This window comes from Terriglobia bacterium (genome assembly GCA_032252755.1).
GTDB lineage: Bacteria > Acidobacteriota > Terriglobia > Terriglobales > Acidobacteriaceae > JAVUPY01.
This window is the reverse complement of record JAVUPY010000052.1, coordinates 1-21,692: the sequence shown is the minus strand read 5'-3', so window position 1 is coordinate 21,692 and position 21,692 is coordinate 1. Positions and strand designations below refer to the sequence as shown.

The following is a 21,692-nucleotide window of genomic DNA, read 5'->3' as shown; positions in this document are numbered from 1 at the left end:
GTTGCACAAGGATTCCCCGTGTCCACAACGCCGTCTATGACCCCTGACGTACCTCCAGCTTCCGAACCGAACACCGATCCCCAGCTTGCATCCGAGCAGTTGCCGAACCACAAAGTTCGCGTCAAGAAACTTCATCAGCGCTCCTGCAACCTGAAGGACGAGAAGAACAAGATGTGCGGTGGACACCTGAAACGCTGGTTTTACGCCAGCGACCGCGTTGAGCAGGAATGTGGCGACGTCGTAAAGGCCTGGGGCCCGGACCGCGAAGTCTATCGTTGTGAATACTGCAAGACCTTGTATCTGCCGAACGCGGAAGAGAATCGCAAGAACGTAGCTGGGGTGGGCATGACGTCCGTCTTCGGACTCACCGTCCCGCCCAAGGAAGAAAAGAAGTAGTTACATGCGCGTGGGGCGCATCACTTAGACGTCTCCGTGCCCCACGTCTGCCGCGGTTAGCAGACGTGGGCACGATGCACTGTGGGGAAGAGGATTTCCGGCCTTTAGGCACTTGTTGGTGCCCCACATCTGCCGCAGTTAGCAGATGTGGGTATAGCGCATCTAAGTTTTCCGAGGGTGGCGCGTGTCCGTTAACACTTCCGACCTCATCTACGACTGGAACAAAGTCTTCGCTCGCGCGGTCCTGCCGAAAAAGCCCGTTCTGCTCGACGACGAATCTCTCCGCGACGGCCTGCAATCGCCATCGGTTCGCGATCCCACGATCCCCGAAAAACTCGAGATCCTTCATCTCATGGAGTCGCTCGGCATCAACATGCTCGATGTCGGTCTCCCTGGCGCCGGCCCGCGCGCCTTCGAGCACTCGCTCGCCATCGTCCAGGAAATCGCCCGCGCCAAGTTGAAGATCCGTCCCAACTGCGCCGCCCGCACGCATGAAAATGATCTCCGCCCTCTCGCCGAAATCCAGCAGCGCGCCGGAATCCCCGTAGCTGCCGCCATGTTCATCGGCTCCAGCCCCATTCGCCGCTACACAGAGGGCTGGGATGAAAACTTTCTTCTGACCACGACAGAAAAAGCCGTGCGCTTCGCGCGCACCAACAACATCGAAGTCATGTACGTCACCGAGGACACCACGCGCTGCGATCCGCAGATGGTGAAGAACCTCTACTCGGCCGCGATCAGCAACGGCGCAACCGCCATCGTCGTAACCGACACCACCGGTCACGCAACTCCCATGGGAGCCCTTGCACTCGTTCGTTACGTCGTTGATGAAGTCGTGAAACCGAGCGGCGCCGACATCCGTATCGACTGGCACGGTCACTGCGACCGCGGCTTCGGTATCTCGAACGCCATGGCCGCACTCGTCGGCGGCGCCGAATGCGTTCACGCCACCGCCGTCGGCATCGGCGAACGTGTCGGCAACGTGCAGATGGACCAGATGCTCGTGAACCTCAAACTCATGGGCATCGAACCCTGGGCGAACCAGGACCTCACGCCGCTGAAAACCTACTGCGAAAAAGTCGCTAAGGCCGTCGACCTTCCCATCCCGAAGAACTATCCCGTCTTCGGCGCCGACGCCTTCCGCACCGCCACCGGCGTCCACGCGGCGGCCATCATCAAGGCCTTCAAGAAAGATGACGTCGAACTTGCCAACACCGTCTACTCCGGCGTCCCCTCACAACTGTTCGGCCTCGAGCAGATCATCGAAATCGGCCCCATGAGCGGCAAATCCAACGTCACCTACTGGCTGGAAAAACGCGGCATCGCGCCAACCGACGAACTCGTCGAAGCCATCTTCACCCGCGCCAAGCAGAGCGACCGCACCCTAACCGAAGCCGAAATCATGGACATCTGGGCGAGAGTGACAAACATGGTCCGTGCCCCACGCCTGTCGTAGTTAACAGACGTGGGCACGATGCACTCTGAAACAAGCAGATCCCAGGTGCGCACCATTCCAAGAAGGACCCTTTGTTTCTCTCGATTTCACTACCTGATCTCTGAATGCTGTTTGCTGAATGCTGACTGATCGCCGTACCATACTCTCTACTCGAATGCCGATCTTCACTCGCTCCAACCCGGAACCCCCGCGCGACGATCGTTCCGCTCCCGATCAGCAGATCGCGCGTCTCGCCGAGCTCCGTCTCGTGCATGAGACCATGGCCTGGTTCCGACGCAACGAGCACCGCATCGCCGAGTGGCAACTCGCCGTTACGGCAATTCCCGCAGCTCCCTTTGGCGAAGAGCAACGCAGCCGCTGGATGCGCGACCGCTTCGAAGAGATCGGCCTCCTCGAAGTCCATCGCGACGAACTCGGCAACGTCTTCGGCACGCGCCCCGGCACCGACCCCGAAACGAAGTTCCTCGCCATCTCCGCCCACATGGACACCGTTTTTCCCGCCGGCACCCCGCTCGACGTCCGTCGCGAAGGCGAGCGTCTCCGCGGTCCGGGCATCTGCGACAACGGCGCCGGACTCGTCGCCCTCCTGGCGCTCGCGGCCGCGCTGCACGAAACCGGCATCCAGCATCGCCACCCCATCGTCTTCATCGGCAACGTCGGCGAAGAGGGCGAAGGCGACCTGCGCGGCATGCGCCACATCTTCTCGCAGCAGCGCTGGCGCGAGAGCATCGAGCGCGTGCTCGTCCTCGACGGCGCCGGCATCGACAGCATCATCGCCGAAGGCCTCGGCTCGCGCCGCTTCGAGGTCACCGTCGAAGGTCCCGGAGGCCACTCCTGGAGCGACTTCGGCGTTCCCAATCCCATCGTCGCGCTCGGCCGCGCCATCGAGCACTTCAGCCGCACGCCGCTACCCGACTCGCCCAAAACGACATTCAACATTGGCGTCATCTCCGGCGGAACCTCGGTCAACTCCATTCCGCAATCCGCCTTCATGCGCGTCGATCTCCGCTCCTCCGCCGCCGAAGAGATCGACCGCCTCGAGTCCGCCCTTCGCGCCGCCATTGAAGACGCCGTAGAAGAAACTCGCGCGACGGTTCGCGGCCGCGCCCCTCTGCGCTACGAGATTCGCATGGTCGGCAACCGTCCTTCCGCCGATCTCCCCGCCAACTCGCCGCTCATGCAGACGGTTCGCGCCGTCGATGCCCATCTCGGCATTCGCGCCAAGGTCAACCGCGCCTCCACTGACGCAAACATTCCGCTCTCGCTCGGCATCGAGGCGCTCGCCATTGGCGGCGGAGGCTCCGGCGGCGGCGCCCACACCCTTCACGAATGGTTCGAACCCGCAGCCCGCGACCTCGCCCTCAAGCGAATCCTGCTCACCACGCTCGCACTCACCGGAGTCCCCGAATGAAGCCACTGCTCGCGCTTCTCCTGATATTTGCAGGACCTTTCGGTGCCCCACGTCTGCCGCAGTCAGCAGACGTGGGCACGATGCACTCTCAAGACAAGATGCCGGAAACCAAAGTCAACGAACCCGCCGACACAATCTTCCTCAACGGCAACATCTGGACAGGTGTACATCAAGGCAACGCGATCTCCACCGCACAGGCTCTCGCCGTGAAGGGTGATCGCATCCTCGCCGTCGGCACCAACGACGAAGTCCGCAAGCACAAAGACAAGGACACCAGGGTCATCGATCTCGGCGGTCGCTTCGTCATGCCCGGCTTCAACGATGCTCACCTTCACCTCAGCGGCGGAGGGTTCGAGAAACTCAACGTCGATCTCACCGGCACCAAGTCGCTCGCCGAGATGAAGCAGCGCATCGCCGCCCGCGCTAAGGCGACTCCCGCAGGCCAGTGGATTCTCGGCCGCGGCTGGGATGAGACCAAGTGGACCGAGCAGGTCTTGCCCACGCGCCACGACCTCGACGCCGTCACCGGCGATCATCCTGCGATCTTCGGCCGCGTCGACGGCCACAGCGCTGTCGCAAACTCCGCTGCGCTCAAACTCGCCGGAATCGATCGCAATACTAAGGACCCGACTGGCGGCAAGATCGACCGCGACGCCTCTGGCGAGCCCACGGGAATCCTCCGCGAGAGCGCCGGGAACCTCGTCAGCGCCAGGATTCCTCCGCCGACTCCCGCGCAAGTCCGCAAGGCCATGGAACTCGCCCTCGCCGACGCCGCGCAGTGGGGTCTCACCAGCGTCCAGAGCCAACTCCTCGACAACCGCGAATGGGCCGATTTCCTCGTCTGCGAGGACCTCGAGCGCGAGGGCCATCTCACCGCGCGCGTCACCATGTGGCTTCCGTTCGATCTCCCACTCGCGACCATCCAGCAGTGGCGCGCGCACCACTCCGCCACCGACCCCATGCTGCACACCGGCATGCTCAAGGCTTACATGGACGGCTCGCTCGGCTCGCATACCGCGGCCCTGCGCGAACCCTACTCCGACGAACCCTCCAACAAGGGACTCGCCGAGTGGGACCAGTCCAAGCTCAACCGGATGGCCGAGGAGCGCGCCGCAGCGGGCTTCCAACTCGGCTTTCATGCCATCGGAGATCGCGCTGCCGACATGGCGCTCGAAGCGTTTGCTTCCGCCGATCGTTACCTGCGCGAGCATGATCGCGCCGACGTTGCTCGCAACCAGCGCTACCGCATCGAGCACGACCAGGTCATCGAGCCCGACCAGTTCGCGAAATACAAGGCGCTCGGCGTGATTGCCTCGGTTCAGCCGAACCATCTGCTCACCGACATGAATTGGGCGGAGAAGTACATCGGCGCCGCGCGCGCGAAGACGTCCTATCCGTGGCGCAGCTTCCTCCAGGACGGCATCGTCCTCGCCTTCGGGACCGATTATCCGGTCGAGCCGCTTACGCCGTTCCGCGGCATCTACGCGGCGGTCACGCGTAAGAACGAGGCAGGAACGCGCGAGTATTTTCCCGAGCAGAAGCTGACCATCGACGAGGCCCTCGAAGCCTACACATCAGGTTCTGCCTACGCCGAATTCGCCGAGCGCGACAAGGGCCAACTCAAACCCGGAATGCTCGCCGACTTCGTAGTCCTCGACCGCGACCTGACCAAAATCCCGCCACACGAAATCCTCGGAACCAAGGTGTTGAGGACAGTGGTAGGAGGAAAGACAGTTTACGAACACCATTGACGATTGAACTGCACTTAACAACGATTGCTGATTGCTTCTCTTTGTCATTTCGCCATTTGCTTTTCATTCGTCAATGAGAAAATCGTCACTCGTCAATTTCTTCTAATGTCTCGTTCCCTCAAAGCGCACCTGCTCCTCGTCTTCGTCACCTTCGTCTGGGGAGCGACGTTCGTCTCCATCAAGGAGGCGCTCAACAATTCCTCGCCGCTCACGTTCAACGCGGTTCGCATGGCGCTCGCCGCCGTGGTGCTGCTCGCCATCTTCGGCCGACACCTCCGCGGCGTCTCCCGCGGATGCGTGCTCTCGGGCATCATCGTCGGCGTCTTCCTCTGGCTTGGCTACGAGTTCCAGACGCCCGGCCTGCAATACACAACCGCGTCCAAGTCGGCGTTCCTCACCGGAATGTCGGTCGTGCTCGTGCCGTTGTTCCTGACCATCTTCTGGCGCAGGCACATCAACCGCTGGTCGCTCTTCGGTGTCGCGGTCGCATTCCTCGGCCTTTACCTGCTCACGATTCCCGGCGGCAGCGCGGGCTTCAGCAGCATCAACCGTGGCGACCTGCTGACGATCTTTTGTGCGATCGCGTTCACGTTCCAAATCATCTTTGTCGGACGCGCAACCCAGCGCTACCCGTTCGCGCCCATTGTTACCATCGAGGCCCTGACCTGCGCCCTGCTCATGGCCGTCTCCGCGCCGCTCGTCGAGCACCCGCACATCGCGTTCACGTCGCAGGTCGTCTGGGCCATCCTCATCACCGGACTGCTTGGAACCGCGCTCGGATTCGGCGCGCAGGGCTGGGCACAGCAGTTCACCCCGCCCACGCACACCGCGCTCATCTTCTCCCTCGAACCGGTCTTCGCGCTCATCACGTCCTACATCGTGATCGGCGAGCGCCTGGGCCTGCGCGCCACCCTCGGCGCCGCCCTCATCCTCGGCGGAGTGCTGCTGAGCGAGGTGCTCGGAGCAGTAATACAGCCGGCGAAGGAACTGGCGGAAGAAACGGGAGACTGAAATCGTGCCAACGGGCAATCGTGCCATCGTGCCATCGAGACCCACCCCCTAGTTTTGCGGTGGTTTCGTTTCAGTGAGTTGCGGAAATTTTCCCGGAAGATCTATGTAGGCCTTTGGGTTAAATCCCAAAATACAGTGCGCGTAAGAGTTAGTGTCGGTTTTTGAGGTGTCATCCTGAACGCAACGACGTGAGTCGCGGAGCCGAAGGACCTTTTGTTTCTCTTCGGAGGGCACGATCTGTCGTCGCGCTTCGGCGCGACTCGGGGGAAATTTTCCGTTGCGTTCCCCGCAGTTACCTGCGGGGCTACTTTCTCGGAGCGAGGTCGGGGCGGTCTCGGGGATTGGGGTGGTGTCGAGGGCGGTGGCTTCGGTCGGGGAAAATGCAGGTCCCTCGACTACGTCGCTGCGCGACTCCGCTCGGGATGACGAGTCAGTCGTTACGTCAGGAACAGTTCCAGCTACTTCAGGGTTGTCGCGGACGAGACGGTCGCCGACGCGGTGGTAGCCGGGGACTTTGGGGAGTTTGCGGCAGTTGCGAGGGGAGAGGCAGTCGTCTTGTTTGGGGCAGGCGGAACACTTCTCTTTGGCGGGGCGCATGGCTCGGGCGCGTTCCATTTCGAGTTCGAGGTCGAGTTCGGGACATTCGCGGACGGCTTCGCTGGGGCAGAGACCGACACGAGGAATCTTGGCCTGGAGGGCTAGTTGGAGCGAATAGAGCAACGCCTTGCCCATTTTGACTTCGATGCGCTGGTCGAGGAGTCCGCGCTGGATTTCCATGATGGAGAGCAGGATGGCTTCGGGGCCGTCGAGGAGTGGGAGTTCGATGCCGCTGTTTTTGTTCATGCCGATGGGGCCGCCGAGGCGGACACGGCGCTGGTCCCGGCGCTGCCACTGGTAGTGGAAGTAGCAGAGAGTGTGGTGGCGAAGTGCCGGGGAGCCGCATTTTAGGCCGTTGGTTTTGATGTGGCTGCATAGGCGAAGTTGGGGCATGGAGATCTCCTTGGTGCGAGGTGCGAGGTACGAGGTAAGGCGTCACAGGTCGCAGCTCGCAGGTCGCAAAACAGTCGAAAGTCGAAAGATAAAGTCGAAACGTGAAGACGAGAGAGGGCGAGCCCAATACGTGGGTCTTGGGTGGGCGTCGGCCGCGGCCGTGTACCGCAGCGACGAGGTCGGGATGAGAAAGAGCGGATGCCCCAACGAAAAGCCCCACCCTCTCGCCAACTACGGGCGAGAAGGGTAGGGCGCCATCGGGGTAGGGCACAAAAGCTTGCGGCGCCCGCTGGGGGCGCCGCTCGATGGACTGTGTCCAGAACAATTGTACAACGTGGGGTCAAGGGTGTCGGTGGTTGGGGATGAGGAAAATTTTCGGGGAGTTCCAAAATGGGAACAGCCGGTTCGCGATAGCTGCTTGAGAGATCGTCTTCTCGTATCCGGAGTTGCCGGAATAGATTGCGGTATGCCCTGATATCACTCGCAATCGTGGAACTTGGCTGTTTTCGGGCGTAGAGTGGTCGGCATGAGTCGCATACCCTCTGGCTTAAACTTGTGTTTGCTCCTTCTGGTCTGCTCCCTTCTTGCGTTCGGTGCCGAGCCACTGCCCGACCTTGGCGCACTGGTGCCTAAGCCGCTCCTGAAGATAAGCAACGACCAGCGCCGTCTATGCATGACCCATCCCGCGCAACTTGATCCGTGTTTTGAACACGCCTTTGATGGGGTGCTATACACAGTTGCATACGACGCACAGTCGAAGCGTGTGACGTATATCTACACCAAAGACAGGAGTTTCAGAACAGCAGACGGCTTGAAAATGGGCGATGAGATCGCAGTTTCGGAGAAGACTGTCAATGCGATTCCGTATTGGGAAATCTTCGGTCCTAGTGGGAGTGATGGGTGGAAACCGATCATTGGCTTCAATGGTGAGGTTAAGCTCCAAGACGGTAGTGTCCTAAACCTCTGGGGCAAGAAGAATGGCAGTAGTACTGGAGTGGCGACAATCGAAGGCTTCGCGAAGGGGCCAAGGCGTCCGCAGAATTCATAAGTGACGTGAAATCGCATTCTGTCTCCTTGGCTGACACCGCTTCAAGGAATTAGCGTCGGGCGCTTGTCTACCCGGCGCTTACGCCGCCGGGTGCTATCATGGTTCGCCGCGACGCGGCTGATTTCTCGAGCATATCAAGCGGCTCGGTCTGCGGATAGATGGTGGGAAATCGTCATCCCATAATCAATCCTGATTCAGGAGTTCCCGTTGAAACTCGACAACGTTGGCGAAGTGATAGCAGAGCGGAAACTCTCAGTAGTAGGCAATCCCTCACTCACAGCCATTGTTCGCATGGGAAAGCCCAGACCTTTACCAGATGCTAATGGCGATGACTCCTTCTGTCCGGTCCAGATCGTCGGCGTCGGCAGTGAGCGTGTGACGTATGCCGCTGGTGTGGACGCGTTCCAAGCAATACAACTTTCAATGAAATTGATCAGCTTAGAACTGTTCATAATCAAGCGAGATTGCGGATACGAACTCCGATGGGAAGGCGACGACGACGGCGGTTTGGGCTTTCCACCGATAGATAGTTTGCGATAAATCGGCATCTCCTAAACAATCCACACGGCGCAAATGCGAATCATCGTCTCGCACCCGGGTTTTCGGTGCGTTCGGCAATTGCGAGGATGCGTTCCCGCACAGCATCGTATGTCGGCGCACCATCGAAGAACTGAATTGCGCCACCCGTGCCGTCAGGCTGAGCCACATCAAGAGAAAACTGTCGCTCACCTTTGGCTGCCAGGTCGGGATGCTTTTCCTTGAAGTAAACCTGAAGGCCATCGTCGCTGTTGAGCTGGATTGTGAGAGTTGCCTTTCCCGAAGGGTCAAGAACCTGCGCGTACAAATGGGTTTTCATGACCCCCCAAGGCCGCAGAGCATACCAGATCCCCACAGTGCCGCCGCTCTTCAGGCTCTGGTGCTCCAGCAGAAAGAAGTCGAGTTTTCCAATAGGCGAATCGGGAGCCTGGTTGTGAAGTTCAGTGAGCGCACTGATCTCAGCTTCTCGCTCCGCCGGTTGCCCATTTTCTGCGTAGGCCCGAGCTAAGAGCGTTCTCGCCAGACAGTCGCTGCCGTCGTGTTCTTGGAGAGGCTTCAAGAGGGTTATCGCGTAGGCGCGGTCTCCCGCGAAGAGCGCGGCCTCGGCTGTCATTTCCGCCATCACGCTCTGTATGGGAGTATGCTGCGGCAACTGCGCCAGCAGACCACGCAACTCTCGAAACGCGTCGGCATAGCGACCTGCCGCGAGCATGTCCTGCGACTTCAGGAATAGTTTTTTCTGGTTTCGATTCAACTGTCCTAACGAGCCGGGAGCCTGTTCGCAACGAGTTATCGGCCCCTGCGCGGCGAGGTTCGTCTGGATGAGCAAGAGAGCGGATATCAGTACCGTTGCGCGGAGCAATCGCGTGATCAGCATGGCCCAAAGTATATCCGCCAAGTACCGTAAGTACCGAACTCGTCCTGTCGATATGCCATAGGCCGGATCGCGAATCCGGCGTTGAAAGGCCTGGCTGGACGGAGTCGCGCCTACGGCGCTGTGCGCCGGTAAATCGCAATTTTCGGGTTTCTTCCGACCGGAGTTTTCTCCGAAAGAACTACCCCGCCCACGCGGAGCTTGGACGGGGCACCCGGTTCACTTCTGGGGAACGGGTGACCAAAGTGCGATGAATTATCGTTTTTGTTCCGGTTCCGGAACGCAAAGGCTTTTTTGTCGAAAGCACGCGCAACTGCGGGTACATTCGGAGAATACAGAATTCTTAAGGTCGAACCAATGAAAGGCTTCCAACGGATTCAGGTATTCATTCTGTTTTTCGGAACAATGCTGCTGGTTAGTGCTTGCGGAGATTCTGGGAAGACGAACCCCAGCTACAACTGGAAGGGCGCAGCTGGCAACGTTTCTGTCTCCGAACTTGTGGCGCAAGACAAGGACAACAACGTCGAGAAATTTCCTATCGGTTTCAATGCAACGAGTACGTGGACTGGGATGATGAGTTATATGAACAACACTCCCGGCTCGATGATTATCGGCGGCGTAGTTGTCCCCTCGTCCGGTTCGGAGGCGGGATTCTACTTCGATCCAAACACGACCACGTACACCACGGGCGGAGCCCCGGAATGGGTCACAACAGTCGATCAAATCAAAGCCGACCCAAAGAAGTTCGCAACTACCAAAGCAGATGCCGCCTTACCTACCGGTTTCTGGTACGTTTGGGTCCAGGTGGATGAAATCAATCCCTAGTAGCTCCAGCGGACCCGGCCTTGAAAGGCCGGGCTGGAAGCAGTTGCGCCTACGGCGCTGGTGTTCTTGCGGAAGAAAAAGACCCACATCTGTGATGCATCGGAGAGTGTTCGTAGTGTCGGAAAGACCTCAGAACCACGGTGCATCGTGCCCACGTCTGTTAACTGCGACAGACGTGGGGCACGGCGGGTGATACACCACTGGAAAAACTACCCGAAATCCAACAGCCAAAGCCGACGCTTAGGCTTCGGGGTGTTTGAGGATTTCGGCGAGGTTGTGGAGGCGTTCGGTGTCGGCGGAAGATTTCGCCGAGCCGGCGCTCTGTTCCAGCGACGGAATCATCTTGTTGAGCTTCGCCACTTCTTTCTTGTTCAAGCGCGATTTCTCGGTCTTGTCGATCTGCTTGCGGAGCGAAGCGATTTCCTTCGCGGGCAGAGCCTGCGAGCGCTCAAGCTGATCGAGGTAGGCCTTGGCGACGATCAACTTCGGCGGCCAGACGATCTTCTGCTGGTTCTGGACGTTCTCTTCCGCGACCTGAACGGTTTTCGCGGCATCGATTTCGTTCTGCGTGAGGTCCTTGGTCGGCGTCAGTTGGAAGACGTCGAGGCCGCGCGCGATTTCCGAGCCGTAGATGTAGCCGTTGTACCAGTAAGCGGACCAGAAGCCGCCGAGGACGAGGACCTTGGGATCGATGGGACCGCGGTCGAAGTAGGCGATCTCGTGCGGATGCTTGGAGTCGGTGAAGTCCATGATGGAGACGCCGCCCTGGTACCAGGCCTGGACCTCGATGTCGCGGCCGGGAACGGGAATGAGCGAGCCGTTGTGGGCGACGCAGTTCTCGGTGTCCTGCTGCGCGGCGGGCAGCTTGTAATAGCTGTCGAAGGTGAGCTTGTCGTCGTGGAGGCTGAAGACGGCGTCGGCGCCCCAGACGTTGGGATCGTTAGGACGGCAGCGCGCGCCGAGGCCTCCGCCCCATTCGTCGGTGTAGAGGACCTTGGTGCCGTCGTTGTTGAAGGTCGCGGAGTGCCAGTAGGAGTAGTTGGGATCGTTGACGGCATCGACGCGCTTGGGATTCACGGGATCCTTGATGTTGAGCAGGATTCCGTTGCCCTCGCAAGCGCCCGCGGCAAGTCCCAAGGCGGAGTAGACGGTTATGTCGTGGCACTGATCCGTCGGCTTCGGCTTCTCTTGGCCGTGGCTGCCGCCGTTGGTGAGGCCGGCGATCTCTCCGGTGCGCGAGTTCATGAATACGCGCGGATGCGAGACGACGGCGGCGTTCTGCGGAGCCGCGAGCGGAACCTTGATGACGTCGATGCGGAAGAGCGCGGTTTCGGGATTCTTGTCGGGCTCGCCGCCTTCGCAACCGGTGAGTTCCTCGGACGGACGCACGAAGGACGTTCCGGAGACGTAGATGTAGACGTTGTCCTTGTCATTGGGATCGACGACGAGGGTGTGCGTGTGCGAGCCGCGGCAGGTTTGGACGGCTGCGACCTGCCTGGGATGGAGGATGTCGGAGATGTCGAAGATGCGCACGCCGCGGAAGCGTTCCGCCTGGGCGGACGGGATGTGGCGTTGCGGCGGCTGACCTGCGCCGGGAGCCGGAGGCGGCGGATCGGGCGGGAAGCCCTGTGTGCCGCAATCCACGCGACCGTTTGGCATTTCGTCAGACATGAAGAGCAGGTTTTTGTAGACGGAAACGTCGCCCTGTCCGCCGGGGCAGACGAGCGTGGTGACAAGCTTCGTCTTGGCGGGATTGGAGATGTCGTAGATGTCGATGCCGTAGAAGTTGCCCTGGAAGAGGTAGTGCCCCTGGAAGGCGACGTCGGAGTTGGCGAAGGCGAGCTGCGCGAGAACGAGTTTCATTCCGCCGGGCATCTTGGATGGGTTGCCGATGCCAAGCTGGCCGAGCATGGTATTGACCTTGCCGGCGTTGGGATCGTCGGTGCCAAGTTGGAATGCGTCGGGCTTCTTGAGGAAGTCGAGGTGCTTGAGACCCATGGAGGTCTCGCCAGCGTCGTAGAGGCCGGGCTTCAGGCTATAGCGCGGATCGTTGACGTTGGATCCGGTCATGCCGGGAGGCAGCGGCGGCGCGGGCACGGGCGCGAACGGATTCTTCTCCGCCTGCGGCGCGGCAGGTTTATTTTCCGTTTGCGCGTTTTGCTGGGCGTTGGCGGCAGGAGGCTGGGCCGGCTGCTGCTGGTTCTGTGCCTGCGCGATCACGCCGAACGAGAGAAGGATGGCAGCGATGGCGGCCAGGTAAAGCGCACGAGGGCGCGGTCGGTTCATTGTTTCTCCTTTGGTTCTTTCTTCAGAAGTCCCTGCATGATTCTGATTTCGGCACGCTGCCCCGTGTCGACATCGGTAGTGAAATCGAAGAAGTCGGCGTCCTGCCCGGCGCCTGCTTTCTTATAGACATCGTGGACCATGGTGAGCGCGCCGCCGTGATGCTGGATCATTCCGGTGAGGAAGAGATGATCGAACTCGGCGCCGTGTGCGTTGCGGAGCGCTTCCATCTGCTCGGGCGTCAGCATGCCGGGCATGAGCGGCATGGCGTGGCCGGACATGTCCATGCCGGGCATTCCGGGCATCTCCATGGAGGTCGGCTGGCCGCGCACTTCGAGCCAGTGCTGCATGAAATGGATTTCGTCCGCCTGCGAGCGGCCGATGCGCGCGCCAAGAAGGCGGATGTCGGGATTGGTGGTGTGCGAGGGAATGAGCGCGGTCATCTCCACGGCCTGCTGGTGGTGCATGATCATTCCCTGCATGAAGTCGATCTCGGCCTGCGAGAGCGGCGGGAGCACACCGTGCGTCGAGGCCGGAAGAACCTTGCTGGGCTGGCCAGGAGCGCCGGGCTGGACGATGACGGGCGCGGAAGATTTCTGCGCCAGCGCAACGGAACAGAACAAGACCGCTGTTACGAAGATGACCAGCGGCGTGATGCATCCAAAAGTGGTCGAGGCTTCGCGCAAGTGACGCGAATTATTGGATTTCAATTGTCCTACCCCACATTCAAGTGCGTCTACGCTATCACAAAGAGAGTGGAACGGTGTAGAGGGCGGCGTTAACCGGAGCGAGTGAAAGGCCCACATCTGCTGACCGCAGCAGATGTGGGGCACGGACGTGGTGAGGAGGGGACTAGCGGCCTACGAGTTTCTGCAGTTCTTCCGGGTAGCGATCGCCGTGGATATGGATAGTGGACGTCGCGTCGTCGAGTTGCCGCAGATCCTCGGCCGTGAGGCGCAGGTTGACGGCTCCGAGGTTCTCCTCGACGCGGTGCAGCTTGGTGGTTCCGGGGATGGGCACGATCCACGGCTTCTGGGCCAGCAGCCATGCCAACGCGATCTGTGCAGGTGTTGCTTTCTTGCGCTCCGCCACACTCTTCACCAGATCGACCAGCACCATGTTGGCTTTGCGTGCCTCGGCTGTGAAGCGCGGCACCATGTTGCGGAAGTCAGTGGGATCGAACTTGGTGTTTTCGTCGATCTTTCCCGTGAGAAACCCGGCGCCAAGCGGACTGAATGGAACGAAGCCAATGCCCAGTTCCTGCAGCGCCGGAAGAAGCTCACCTTCTGGACCGCGGTAGAAGAGCGAATACTCGCTTTGCACCGCGGTGACCGGCTGAACCGCATGCGCCCGGCGAATGGTCTTCACGGCCGCTTCCGACATGCCGAGGTGCTTCACCTTACCCTCGGCGATCAGCTCCTTCACCGCACCCGCCACGTCCTCGATGGGCACATTGGGATCCACGCGATGCTGATAAAACAAATCAATGGTCTCGGTCCGCAGGCGCTTCAACGCGGCGTTTGCCACCTGCTTGATGTGCTCGGGCCGGCTGTTCGTTCCGCCGCGGCGCGCGCCCGTCTCAAGATCGATATCAAAACCAAACTTGGTGGCGATCGTTACTTTGTCGCGGATCGGCTCGAGCGCCTCTCCAACCAGCTCTTCGTTCACGAATGGCCCATAGGCTTCAGCCGTATCGAAGTGCGTCACCCCAAGATCGTGTGCGGCGCGGATCAGCTTGATCATGTCGCTCTTGTCCGCGGCCGGGCCATAGGCCGAGCTCATGCCCATGCAGCCCAGGCCTATCGCAGATACTTCAAGGCCGCTACTTCCAAGTCTTCTAGTCTCCACGCTATCTCCTCCTCGATCGTTGCGCGATCGGATGCGAATAGCCCGCACACTGCGGGTTGATGTTTACGCCTAATTCTTATTGCTATTCATTCTGACCGGCCTGAGCAGATGGGAGAACGTGAGTTGGACGAGCTTCCATTTGCCGCTTTCCCTGATATAAACCTCCGTCACCATGAATGGATTAGTAACTTCGTGCGCTCCGACGGCTGCCTGCAGGTCGATGTCCTCCAGCAGGATGGCAGTGTTAGCAAAAATACGAGCGTCAACGGCGTAAACGACGGCCTTTTTGTACCAGATGCCGCCACTTTTGATGGTCGCTAATTCCTGGGTCTTCCCCCAGGTTCCTCCCATGTGAGTGAACATGGCTTTGTCATCAAATAGTGTTTCCAGGGAGTCGACCTTCTTCGCTGCCATCCAATCCCATTTCGTGTTTGAAAGATTGATGACTTCTTGTTGCTCTGGTGTAGGATTTGCGGCAGTCTTAATCGATTCCGTCGGTGGCTGCGGTGGCGCTTGCTGTGCGTAGCACGACGGCGCAATCAGTGTCGATAGAAACAGACCCAGCGTTAAGGCTTTCATGGCTCTCCTTCGATATGTGTCGTTGATGTTCCGGCTTCGGTTGCGCATCGTTCAGGCTCTATTGCTTCGCCGGCGCCTCTACGCCCGAGAGTGCGAGAATGCCGTCCGGCAGGCGCTTTCCCTGGATCTGAATACTCGATACCGCGGCGTTCAGCTCTTTGATCTCGTCAGGCGTGAACACAACCGAAGTGGCGCCGACGTTTTGGATCATGTGCGCCATTTGCGTGGTGCCGGGGATTGGCACGATCCACGGCTTCTGCGCCATCAACCATGCAAGAGCAATTTGACCCGGAGCGGCCTGCTTTCGCTCGGCCCATTGCTTCACGAGCTTTACGAGCTCTATGTTGTGCTTCATGTTTTCCGGCGAGAAGCGCGGTTCCATGCCACGGATGTCGCCAGGCGCAAAACGAGTGTTCTCGTCAATCGCTCCGGTCAAGAATTGCACACCGAGCGGACTCCACGGCACGAATCCAATCCCTAGTTCCTGGCACAGCGGGATAATTTCTTCTTCCGGGCCGCGCCACAGCATCGAATACTCGTTCTGAACGGCCGTCACAGGAAGCGCCGCATGCGCGCGACGAAGAGTATTCGGCCCCATTTCGCAGAGACCCCAGTGCAGGATCTTGCCCTCGGACATAAGATCCTTCACCGCGCCGGCAACATCCTCGATCGGAACCTGCGGGTCAACGCGGTGCTGATACACAAGATCGATGCGGTCGGTCCGAAGCCGCTTGAGCATCCCTTCGACAGCCTTCTTAATATGGTCAGGCTTGCTGTTCAGCCCCATTTGGAAACGGCCGGTCTCAGGATCGATATTCCAGCCGAACTTCGAGGTGATTGCGACCTTGTTACGGAATGGTGCGATGCTCTCACCGAGGATTCGTTCGCATTCGAGAGGCCCATACGCCTCAGCCGTATCAAAAAACGTCACGCCATGGTCATAGGCTGCGCGGATGATATTAATCATCTCCGGGCGGTACGGCACGAGCGTTTCATAACTGCGGCTCATATTCTGGACGCCCAGACCCACGCTTGATACCTCGAGCGAACCCAGCTTCCGTCGCCCATTCATTCGCACTTGCGCGCCTCGCTCCGCTGTTGCCGAAACTGCATGGCCGCCCGCAACCGTTGCAACTGCGACGGCTCCGGTAACGCCTAGGAACGAGCGGCGGTTCATGCTGCGCTTTGTGCCCGCGTCATTGAATTCGTGCATATCTGAGCCTTTCGTCCATCGTGGAAGGGTGTTTGAGACTGATTGGCTGCCTGCGCCCAGCACCAATATTCCCCACACTAGCCTTGATGCGATCGCGGCGCTCTGCCAGACGCGCCAATATGGCTTCGAATCACGCCAATCTTTTTTGGCGCCTTCTGCTGGCATTCTGGCGCGGTCTGAATGGTGCACAAATCGGAAATCCAGTACGCTACTAGCTGGAGGATTCCGTCATGCTGAAGCGCTTTCGGGTTCCGGGCCGTCTTGCCCTCAAGTTGAAGGAGCACGGCGTGTCAGTTGCCGCGGTGCTGCGCAAGGCGGGACTTCCCCGAGATTTGTTTGAGCAGACGCGCGTTCTCGTCTCCACCGAAGAGCTTTTTGCACTCTGGAACGCGGTAGAGGTGGTCAGTTCCGATCCGCTCATGGGCGTGAAACTGGGCATCGAAACTAAGACAGAGCGCTTTCACCCGATGGCTATCGCCGCACTCTCAACTCAGAATCTGGTGACCGCCACCGAACACCTCGCTCGGTACAAAAAGCTGACCGCGCCAGAAGAGATCCTCAACAAGCTCGGCAAAGAGGAGTTCAGTGTTGCGTTTCGGTGGCTGCTTGCAGTCGATGCAGAGCCCCATGTGCTCACGGACTACTGCTTCTCGTGGATGATTTCTCTCGCTCGACACGGAACCGGAACGCAGCTGAATCCACTCCGAGTGGAGTACGTGCAACAACGTCAGAATCTGCGCGTACTTGAGCGCAGCTTTGGCTGCAAGGCGGTGTGCGGCGCTCCGCGCAACGCAATCATCTTCCGTGCCTCCGATGCCACCACGCCATTTGTCACCCGGAACGTCGAACTGCTCGAATTGCTCGCGCCGCAGTTTGAAGAGCAACTGCGACAGTACACGGAAAAGGAAGAGGACTGTTTCATCGAACTGGTGCGGCGTGCCATTCAAGACCGACTGACCGGACAACGGCCCTCAATGGAGGTGATCTCCGAGGCGCTGCACATGAGCTCACGTACGCTGCAACGTCGACTGCAGGAATCTGGTTCCAGCTTCCAACGGGTTCTGGATGAAGCGCGACACCAGATGGCGCGGTATTACCTCTCCAACTCTGTATTGGAGTTGAATGAGGCCGCATACCTGCTTGGCTTTGAAGACCCCAACTCGTTCGGTCGCGCTTTCCGAACCTGGGAAGGTGTACCACCGAGCGATTGGCGGGAGACTCACCGTAGCTCTGCGCCGAATTAGGCATCTTGAGTAGCTCGAAACCGACAGAGTGTAATCGGCGAGACAATATTCCAAAAGCGCAAAGGCTGACGGGTTGCTAGGCTGACCTTTCATCCAGTGAGCGGTAAGGCCTGTTAGCAGCAAATGAGGTATCGACAGTCTGGCGACCTTGCGATTCATCGTCAAGCAGCGTTGATCGGCACGACCTTGCTCTCTCGAAGGGGCCTTGACATCACGAATTGGAGGCTGGCCAAAGAAACGACTGTACTCACGACTGAACTGGCTGATGCTTTCGTAACCGACCTCGTAGGCTGCGCTCGTCGCGTCAAGCCCGTCCATGAGCATCCGCTGTCTTGCGGTCTGCAAGCGAAGTTGCTTTTGGTATTGCAGCGGGCTCATCGCTGTCAGTGCACGGAACTGGTGGTGAAGCGTCGACACTCCCATCCTCGCAACCGCCGCGAGTTCCTCCGTGTGCAGCGGCTTGGCAAAGTTGGCTCTGAGCCACGCTATTGCCCTTGCGGTTCGATGGCTGAGATCGCCGGCCGTTGCGATGGCGCGGAGGCGTTCTCCCTGCGGCGTGCGGAGGACACGGTAGACAATCTCTCGCTGGATCAGGTGACTGAGGAACGGAATGTCCTCGGGAGTTTCAAGTAGGTCGATCAACCGAGTGCAAGCGTCGAGAAGGCCGACCGTCGTCTCGCCCACAGCAATCCCGCGCGAATGATCAGACGTTTCGGGTTCTGGTAGTTCTTCGCGGCTAATGACTTCGCGTACCGTCGGCATGTCGAGTTGAAGAAACATCGACAACAGCGGGACCTGTTCTGTGGCCTCTACGATTTGACTCTCTGCGGGAACATCGATCGACGACAGGAGAAAGGAGGATCCATCGCAGAGGTAAACATGTCCTCCGAGATTGACGCGCTTGCGCCCTTGGACAAAAACGGAAAGGCTCGGCTCATAGGAAGCTCGATAACACGCCGTCGGCTTCGTTCGACGGTAAAGTGCCATGCCGGGAATAGCAGTAGGATTTTCACCCGGTGATTGCGCGTGCGCCGCGATTTTGTGTGCGAGTTCCTCGCGCATTGCGATCACCGTTTTGTCTCGACCCTTCGGTCTTTCTATCTGTTTTGTCGTCACGTCGCTCTGAACCCTCCTCAAACAGCGTACTGCGAAGACACTCCATCCGTGCACAAACTCTGAAGTCCAGACAGAATCAGGCAAACAATTGGCAGGATCGGGAAAGCCGAAACAGCATGCCTCTCAGTATGGTTTGAATCAGAGGAGCACGGTCATGGAGAAACGCAAGCTTGGAGGTGGTGACCTCGAAGTATCAGCCATCGGTTTTGGCTGCATGGGGATGAGCTGGTCGTACGGGCCGCCCAGGGACAAGCAAGAGATGATTTCGCTGCTTCACGCTGCGGTGGATCGGGGCGTGACGTTCTTTGACACGGCCGAAGTCTACGGCCCGCTGTTGAACGAAGAGCTGGTCGGCGAGGCCCTCGCGCCGTTTAGCGGCAAAGTTGTCATCGCGACAAAGTTCGGCTGGGAACCAAATCCGGATGATGGGGGCAAATGGAGTGCTCTCAACAGCCGACCGGAGCATATCAAGCAGGTTTGCGAGGGCTCACTCAAGCGTCTGAAGGTCGATGCGATCGATCTCTTTTATCAGCATCGCGTGGACTTGAATTTGCCCATCGAAGATGTTGCGGGCGCAGTGAAGGATCTGATTCGGGAAGGCAAGGTGAAGCATTTCGGCCTGTCGGAAGCGAGCCCACAAACGATTCGCCGTGCTCATGCCGTTCAACCCGTCGCCGCATTACAGAGCGAGTACTCTCTGTTCTGGCGTGAGCCGGAACAAACGGTGGTCCCGACGCTCGAGGAGCTTGGGATCGGCTTCGTTCCGTTCAGCCCGCTGGGGAAAGGGTTCCTGACCGGCAAGATCGACGCGAACACGACATTCGACAGCACCGATTTCCGCAGCAGTGTGCCGAGATTCAGCCCGGAGAACCGCAAAGCGAATCAGGCTCTGGTGGATATAGTCAGTTCTTTCGCAAAACGGAAGAACGCAACTCCGGCGCAAATCGCACTGGCGTGGCTGTTGGCGAAGAAGCCGTGGATCGTTCCCATCCCCGGCACAACGAAGATGACGCGCCTCGAAGAGAATCTTGGAGCGGCGAACGTCAGCCTCACCCCAGACGAAGTGCGCTCCCTTGAAACAGCTTCATCAAAGATCAAGCTTGAAGGGGCTCGCTATCCCAGGTTTCATGAGCAGCTGGTTGGCCGCTGAGGGTCAGCCGCCAGGAGAAACCGGAAATGAAGATCGTGCGTTGTGGTGCATGGGTAGCGGTTGTGGCAGTCGCCGGCCTGGTGCCGATCCAGTCTGTGCTATCCCAGGCGACGAGCCATGGGTCCGACAAAGAAAGACTGATCGGGGCGTGGCATCTTGAGCACATTGATTCGCCCTCGGCCGATGGCAAGCCGAGCGATGCGCTGCAGCCTGCGGGCATGCTGATCTACACGCAGGACGGCCACATGTCCGTGCAGTTGATGTACCCCGCGTCGGCCGGTTCTCTATCCAACGAATACGTCCGGAACGGGTACGAGGCTTCGTTCGGCAGCTACTCGATCGACGAAAGAACACACACGCTGACCCATCATGTGCAGGGATCGGTTACGGGCGACGCCCTCGTCGGTAAAGATCTTCCTCGCATCTACACATTCACAGAGGACGGTCACCTCGTCATTCACTCAGCCAATCCCGAGGAACACTGGTCTGTCACCTGGCAGCATTATTGACCGCACGCCGCCTTCGCACGTTCAACCGGCGCGCCCGCAAATCTACACAAAGGAGTGGAGCAATGCAGAAACGCAGACTGGGAAAGAGCAATCTTGAAGTCTCGGCGATGGGGCTGGGCTGCATGAGGTTGAGTCCTGGTCACGGAGCGGTGGCCGGGACCAGGCAGGAGATGATTGCCCTCATTCGGGCTGCGGTCGAACGTGGCATCAACTTCTTCGATACCGCTGAAGTCTACGGTCCATTCGTGAATGAAGAGCTTGTGGGCGAGGCCCTCGCCCCGGTACGGGACCATGTGGTGATCGCGACGAAATTCGGTTTCCAGATCGACTCCGAAGAACACCCGCATCCGGTAGGCTTGAACAGCCGCCCGGAGTACATCCGAGAGAGTGTCGACGGCTCACTGAAACGGCTCAAGCTCGACACCATCGATCTGCTCTATCAACATCGCGTCGATCCGAACGTGCCCATCGAAGACGTGGCAGGCACAGTCAAGGATCTGATCCAGCAAGGCAAGGTCAGGCACTTCGGCTTGTCTGAAGCGGGTGCGCAAACCATCCGCCGCGCTCACGCGGTTCATCCCGTCACCGCGCTTCAGAGTGAATACTCACTCTGGTGGAAACGCCCGGAAGAAGAAATTATTCCCACGCTGGAAGAGCTTGGCATCGGGCTGGTTCCGTTCAGTCCGCTTGGCAAGGGATTCTTAACTGGGTCGATTACGGAGAACACGCAGTTTGATCCGGAGGACAATCGCGGTAGTTTTCCGCGCTTCTCGCCGGAAGCCCTTAAGGCGAATCAAGCTTTGGTGAATCTGATTGCGACTTTCGCAGCGAAAAAGAGTGCGACTTCGGCTCAGATCGCGCTGGCTTGGCTCCTGGCACAAAAACGCTGGATCGTTCCCATTCCCGGCACCGCCAGGTTGCAGCGTCTTGAAGAGAACATCGGATCGGTCGCTGTCGAACTCACCCCGGATGATCTCCGCGAGCTCGACGCCGCAACCGCGAAGATCCCCGTGTACGGAGACCGTTATCCAGCGGCTCTCGAACAAATGACTAACCGCTGAGAAGAGCATGGAGCAGAAAAGAAATGAAGCCGACGATCAAGCTCTTATTTCCGATTGCGCTCTGGCTGATAACTGTTCCAGGTTCCTGTCAAACGGAGAATAAAGCAGTCATGCAGCAGTCAAACACAGCTCGGACCACATCCATGATCGACGACATTCACGCAGTTTCGCCGGCGCTTGAGCGATACACAAAAGACCGCCTTTTCGGTGACCTGTGGAAGCGGCCAGATCTGTCTCCACGCGACCGCAGCATCGTGACCCTGGCAGCGCTGATCGCGCGGAATCAGACCGTGCAGATGCCGTACTACCTCAATCTCGCCCTCGACAACGGCGTCAAACCCAGCGAGATCTCAGAGACGATCACGCATCTCGCGTTTTACTCCGGCTGGG

20 protein-coding genes and 1 pseudogene are annotated in these 21,692 nt (G+C 59.2%); 13 read left to right on the top strand and 8 right to left on the bottom strand.

Annotation, left to right across the window (positions count from 1 at the left end; genetic code table 11):
* The first annotated feature begins 18 nt into the window (after nucleotides 1-18).
* The 5 genes from ROO76_11475 to ROO76_11455 all read left to right on the top strand — a co-directional run bounded on the left by ROO76_11475 (nucleotide 19) and on the right by ROO76_11455 (nucleotide 6,025).
* Entirely contained in the window at nucleotides 19-396 is a 378-nt protein-coding gene (locus ROO76_11475) for a hypothetical protein (protein ID MDT8068771.1), read from the top strand.
* Between the two features lie 184 nt (nucleotides 397-580).
* Nucleotides 581-1,852 carry a 2-isopropylmalate synthase gene (locus tag ROO76_11470; protein MDT8068770.1) on the top strand — a complete coding sequence of 424 codons (1,272 nt, stop codon included), beginning with the start codon at nucleotides 581-583 and terminating at the stop codon, nucleotides 1,850-1,852.
* Nucleotides 1,853-1,970: 118 nt separating this feature from the next.
* On the top strand, nucleotides 1,971-3,263 hold the full coding sequence (locus ROO76_11465; protein ID MDT8068769.1) for a M20/M25/M40 family metallo-hydrolase: 1,293 nt from the start codon (nucleotides 1,971-1,973) through the stop codon (nucleotides 3,261-3,263).
* A complete protein-coding gene (locus ROO76_11460; GenBank protein MDT8068768.1) occupies nucleotides 3,260-5,014 on the top strand; it encodes an amidohydrolase in 1,755 nt (584 codons plus the stop codon). The genes ROO76_11465 and ROO76_11460 overlap by 4 nt, the downstream gene beginning before the upstream one ends.
* Nucleotides 5,015-5,119: 105 nt before the next feature.
* Nucleotides 5,120-6,025 carry a DMT family transporter gene (locus ROO76_11455; GenBank protein MDT8068767.1) on the top strand — a complete coding sequence of 302 codons (906 nt, stop codon included), beginning with the start codon at nucleotides 5,120-5,122 and terminating at the stop codon, nucleotides 6,023-6,025.
* Between the two features lie 48 nt (nucleotides 6,026-6,073).
* Here the strand turns inward: ROO76_11455 and ROO76_11450 are convergent, their stop codons facing one another.
* On the bottom strand, nucleotides 6,074-7,015 hold the full coding sequence (locus ROO76_11450) for a hypothetical protein (protein ID MDT8068766.1): 942 nt from the start codon (nucleotides 7,013-7,015) through the stop codon (nucleotides 6,074-6,076).
* Nucleotides 7,016-7,640: 625 nt separating this feature from the next.
* Here ROO76_11450 and ROO76_11445 point away from each other — a divergent pair.
* On the top strand, nucleotides 7,641-8,063 hold the full coding sequence (locus tag ROO76_11445) for a hypothetical protein (GenBank protein MDT8068765.1): 423 nt from the start codon (nucleotides 7,641-7,643) through the stop codon (nucleotides 8,061-8,063).
* Nucleotides 8,064-8,270: 207 nt separating this feature from the next.
* The gene (locus tag ROO76_11440) at nucleotides 8,271-8,603 is read left to right on the top strand and encodes a hypothetical protein (GenBank protein MDT8068764.1); all 333 of its coding nucleotides are present in this window, start codon (nucleotides 8,271-8,273) and stop codon (nucleotides 8,601-8,603) included.
* 40 nt (nucleotides 8,604-8,643) lie between these two features.
* Here ROO76_11440 and ROO76_11435 read toward each other — a convergent pair whose 3' ends face one another.
* Entirely contained in the window at nucleotides 8,644-9,477 is an 834-nt protein-coding gene (locus ROO76_11435) for a hypothetical protein (GenBank protein MDT8068763.1), read from the bottom strand.
* A gap of 354 nt (nucleotides 9,478-9,831) precedes the next feature.
* On the opposite strand from ROO76_11435, the gene ROO76_11430 reads away from it, so the two are divergent.
* Nucleotides 9,832-10,299: a hypothetical protein gene (locus ROO76_11430; protein MDT8068762.1), complete on the top strand. Its 468-nt coding sequence runs from the start codon at nucleotides 9,832-9,834 to the stop codon at nucleotides 10,297-10,299.
* A 240-nt stretch (nucleotides 10,300-10,539) separates the two neighbouring features.
* On the opposite strand, the gene ROO76_11425 is transcribed toward ROO76_11430, so the two are convergent.
* From ROO76_11425 to ROO76_11405, 5 genes are all read right to left on the bottom strand, one after another.
* Nucleotides 10,540-12,585: a hypothetical protein gene (locus tag ROO76_11425; protein ID MDT8068761.1), complete on the bottom strand. Its 2,046-nt coding sequence runs from the start codon at nucleotides 12,583-12,585 to the stop codon at nucleotides 10,540-10,542.
* The gene (locus tag ROO76_11420; protein MDT8068760.1) at nucleotides 12,582-13,292 is read right to left on the bottom strand and encodes a DUF305 domain-containing protein; all 711 of its coding nucleotides are present in this window, start codon (nucleotides 13,290-13,292) and stop codon (nucleotides 12,582-12,584) included. The genes ROO76_11425 and ROO76_11420 overlap by 4 nt, the downstream gene beginning before the upstream one ends.
* 142 nt (nucleotides 13,293-13,434) lie before the next feature.
* A complete protein-coding gene (locus ROO76_11415; protein ID MDT8068759.1) occupies nucleotides 13,435-14,430 on the bottom strand; it encodes an aldo/keto reductase in 996 nt (331 codons plus the stop codon).
* Between the two features lie 69 nt (nucleotides 14,431-14,499).
* Nucleotides 14,500-15,009, bottom strand: coding sequence for a nuclear transport factor 2 family protein (locus ROO76_11410; GenBank protein ID MDT8068758.1), 510 nt, complete (start codon nucleotides 15,007-15,009; stop codon nucleotides 14,500-14,502).
* A gap of 58 nt (nucleotides 15,010-15,067) precedes the next feature.
* The gene (locus ROO76_11405; protein MDT8068757.1) at nucleotides 15,068-16,222 is read right to left on the bottom strand and encodes an aldo/keto reductase; all 1,155 of its coding nucleotides are present in this window, start codon (nucleotides 16,220-16,222) and stop codon (nucleotides 15,068-15,070) included.
* A gap of 230 nt (nucleotides 16,223-16,452) precedes the next feature.
* Between ROO76_11405 and ROO76_11400 the strand changes: the two genes are divergently transcribed.
* Complete coding sequence (locus tag ROO76_11400) at nucleotides 16,453-17,466, top strand: AraC family transcriptional regulator ligand-binding domain-containing protein (GenBank protein MDT8068756.1); 1,014 nt, start codon at nucleotides 16,453-16,455, stop codon at nucleotides 17,464-17,466.
* A gap of 279 nt (nucleotides 17,467-17,745) precedes the next feature.
* Here ROO76_11400 and ROO76_11395 read toward each other — a convergent pair.
* Nucleotides 17,746-18,453: pseudogene (locus ROO76_11395) on the bottom strand (AraC family transcriptional regulator).
* Nucleotides 18,454-18,736: 283 nt separating this feature from the next.
* Between ROO76_11395 and ROO76_11390 the strand changes: the two are divergent.
* The 4 genes from ROO76_11390 to ROO76_11375 form a co-directional block, all read left to right on the top strand.
* Entirely contained in the window at nucleotides 18,737-19,732 is a 996-nt protein-coding gene (locus tag ROO76_11390) for an aldo/keto reductase (protein MDT8068755.1), read from the top strand.
* A 26-nt stretch (nucleotides 19,733-19,758) separates the two neighbouring features.
* Nucleotides 19,759-20,241, top strand: coding sequence for a lipocalin-like domain-containing protein (locus tag ROO76_11385; protein MDT8068754.1), 483 nt, complete (start codon nucleotides 19,759-19,761; stop codon nucleotides 20,239-20,241).
* Between the two features lie 62 nt (nucleotides 20,242-20,303).
* Nucleotides 20,304-21,302 (top strand): aldo/keto reductase, encoded by a 999-nt coding sequence (locus tag ROO76_11380; GenBank protein ID MDT8068753.1) that lies wholly within the window; start codon nucleotides 20,304-20,306, stop codon nucleotides 21,300-21,302.
* A gap of 110 nt (nucleotides 21,303-21,412) precedes the next feature.
* A partial coding sequence (locus tag ROO76_11375) for a carboxymuconolactone decarboxylase family protein (protein MDT8068752.1) occupies nucleotides 21,413-21,692 on the top strand: 280 nt, incomplete at its 3' end.

Coding starts and splice junctions, on each gene's coding strand:
- ROO76_11465 (MDT8068769.1), top strand. CDS start 1,971: ATGCTGACTGATCGCCGTACCATACTCTCTACTCGAATGCCGATCTTC.
- ROO76_11460 (MDT8068768.1), top strand. CDS start 3,260: ATGAAGCCACTGCTCGCGCTTCTCCTGATATTTGCAGGACCTTTCGGT.
- ROO76_11455 (MDT8068767.1), top strand. CDS start 5,120: ATGTCTCGTTCCCTCAAAGCGCACCTGCTCCTCGTCTTCGTCACCTTC.
- ROO76_11450 (MDT8068766.1), bottom strand. CDS start 7,015: ATGCCCCAACTTCGCCTATGCAGCCACATCAAAACCAACGGCCTAAAA.
- ROO76_11435 (MDT8068763.1), bottom strand. CDS start 9,477: ATGCTGATCACGCGATTGCTCCGCGCAACGGTACTGATATCCGCTCTC.
- ROO76_11430 (MDT8068762.1), top strand. CDS start 9,832: ATGAAAGGCTTCCAACGGATTCAGGTATTCATTCTGTTTTTCGGAACA.
- ROO76_11425 (MDT8068761.1), bottom strand. CDS start 12,585: ATGAACCGACCGCGCCCTCGTGCGCTTTACCTGGCCGCCATCGCTGCC.
- ROO76_11410 (MDT8068758.1), bottom strand. CDS start 15,009: ATGAAAGCCTTAACGCTGGGTCTGTTTCTATCGACACTGATTGCGCCG.
- ROO76_11405 (MDT8068757.1), bottom strand. CDS start 16,222: ATGCACGAATTCAATGACGCGGGCACAAAGCGCAGCATGAACCGCCGC.
- ROO76_11400 (MDT8068756.1), top strand. CDS start 16,453: ATGCTGAAGCGCTTTCGGGTTCCGGGCCGTCTTGCCCTCAAGTTGAAG.
- ROO76_11390 (MDT8068755.1), top strand. CDS start 18,737: ATGGAGAAACGCAAGCTTGGAGGTGGTGACCTCGAAGTATCAGCCATC.
- ROO76_11385 (MDT8068754.1), top strand. CDS start 19,759: ATGAAGATCGTGCGTTGTGGTGCATGGGTAGCGGTTGTGGCAGTCGCC.
- ROO76_11380 (MDT8068753.1), top strand. CDS start 20,304: ATGCAGAAACGCAGACTGGGAAAGAGCAATCTTGAAGTCTCGGCGATG.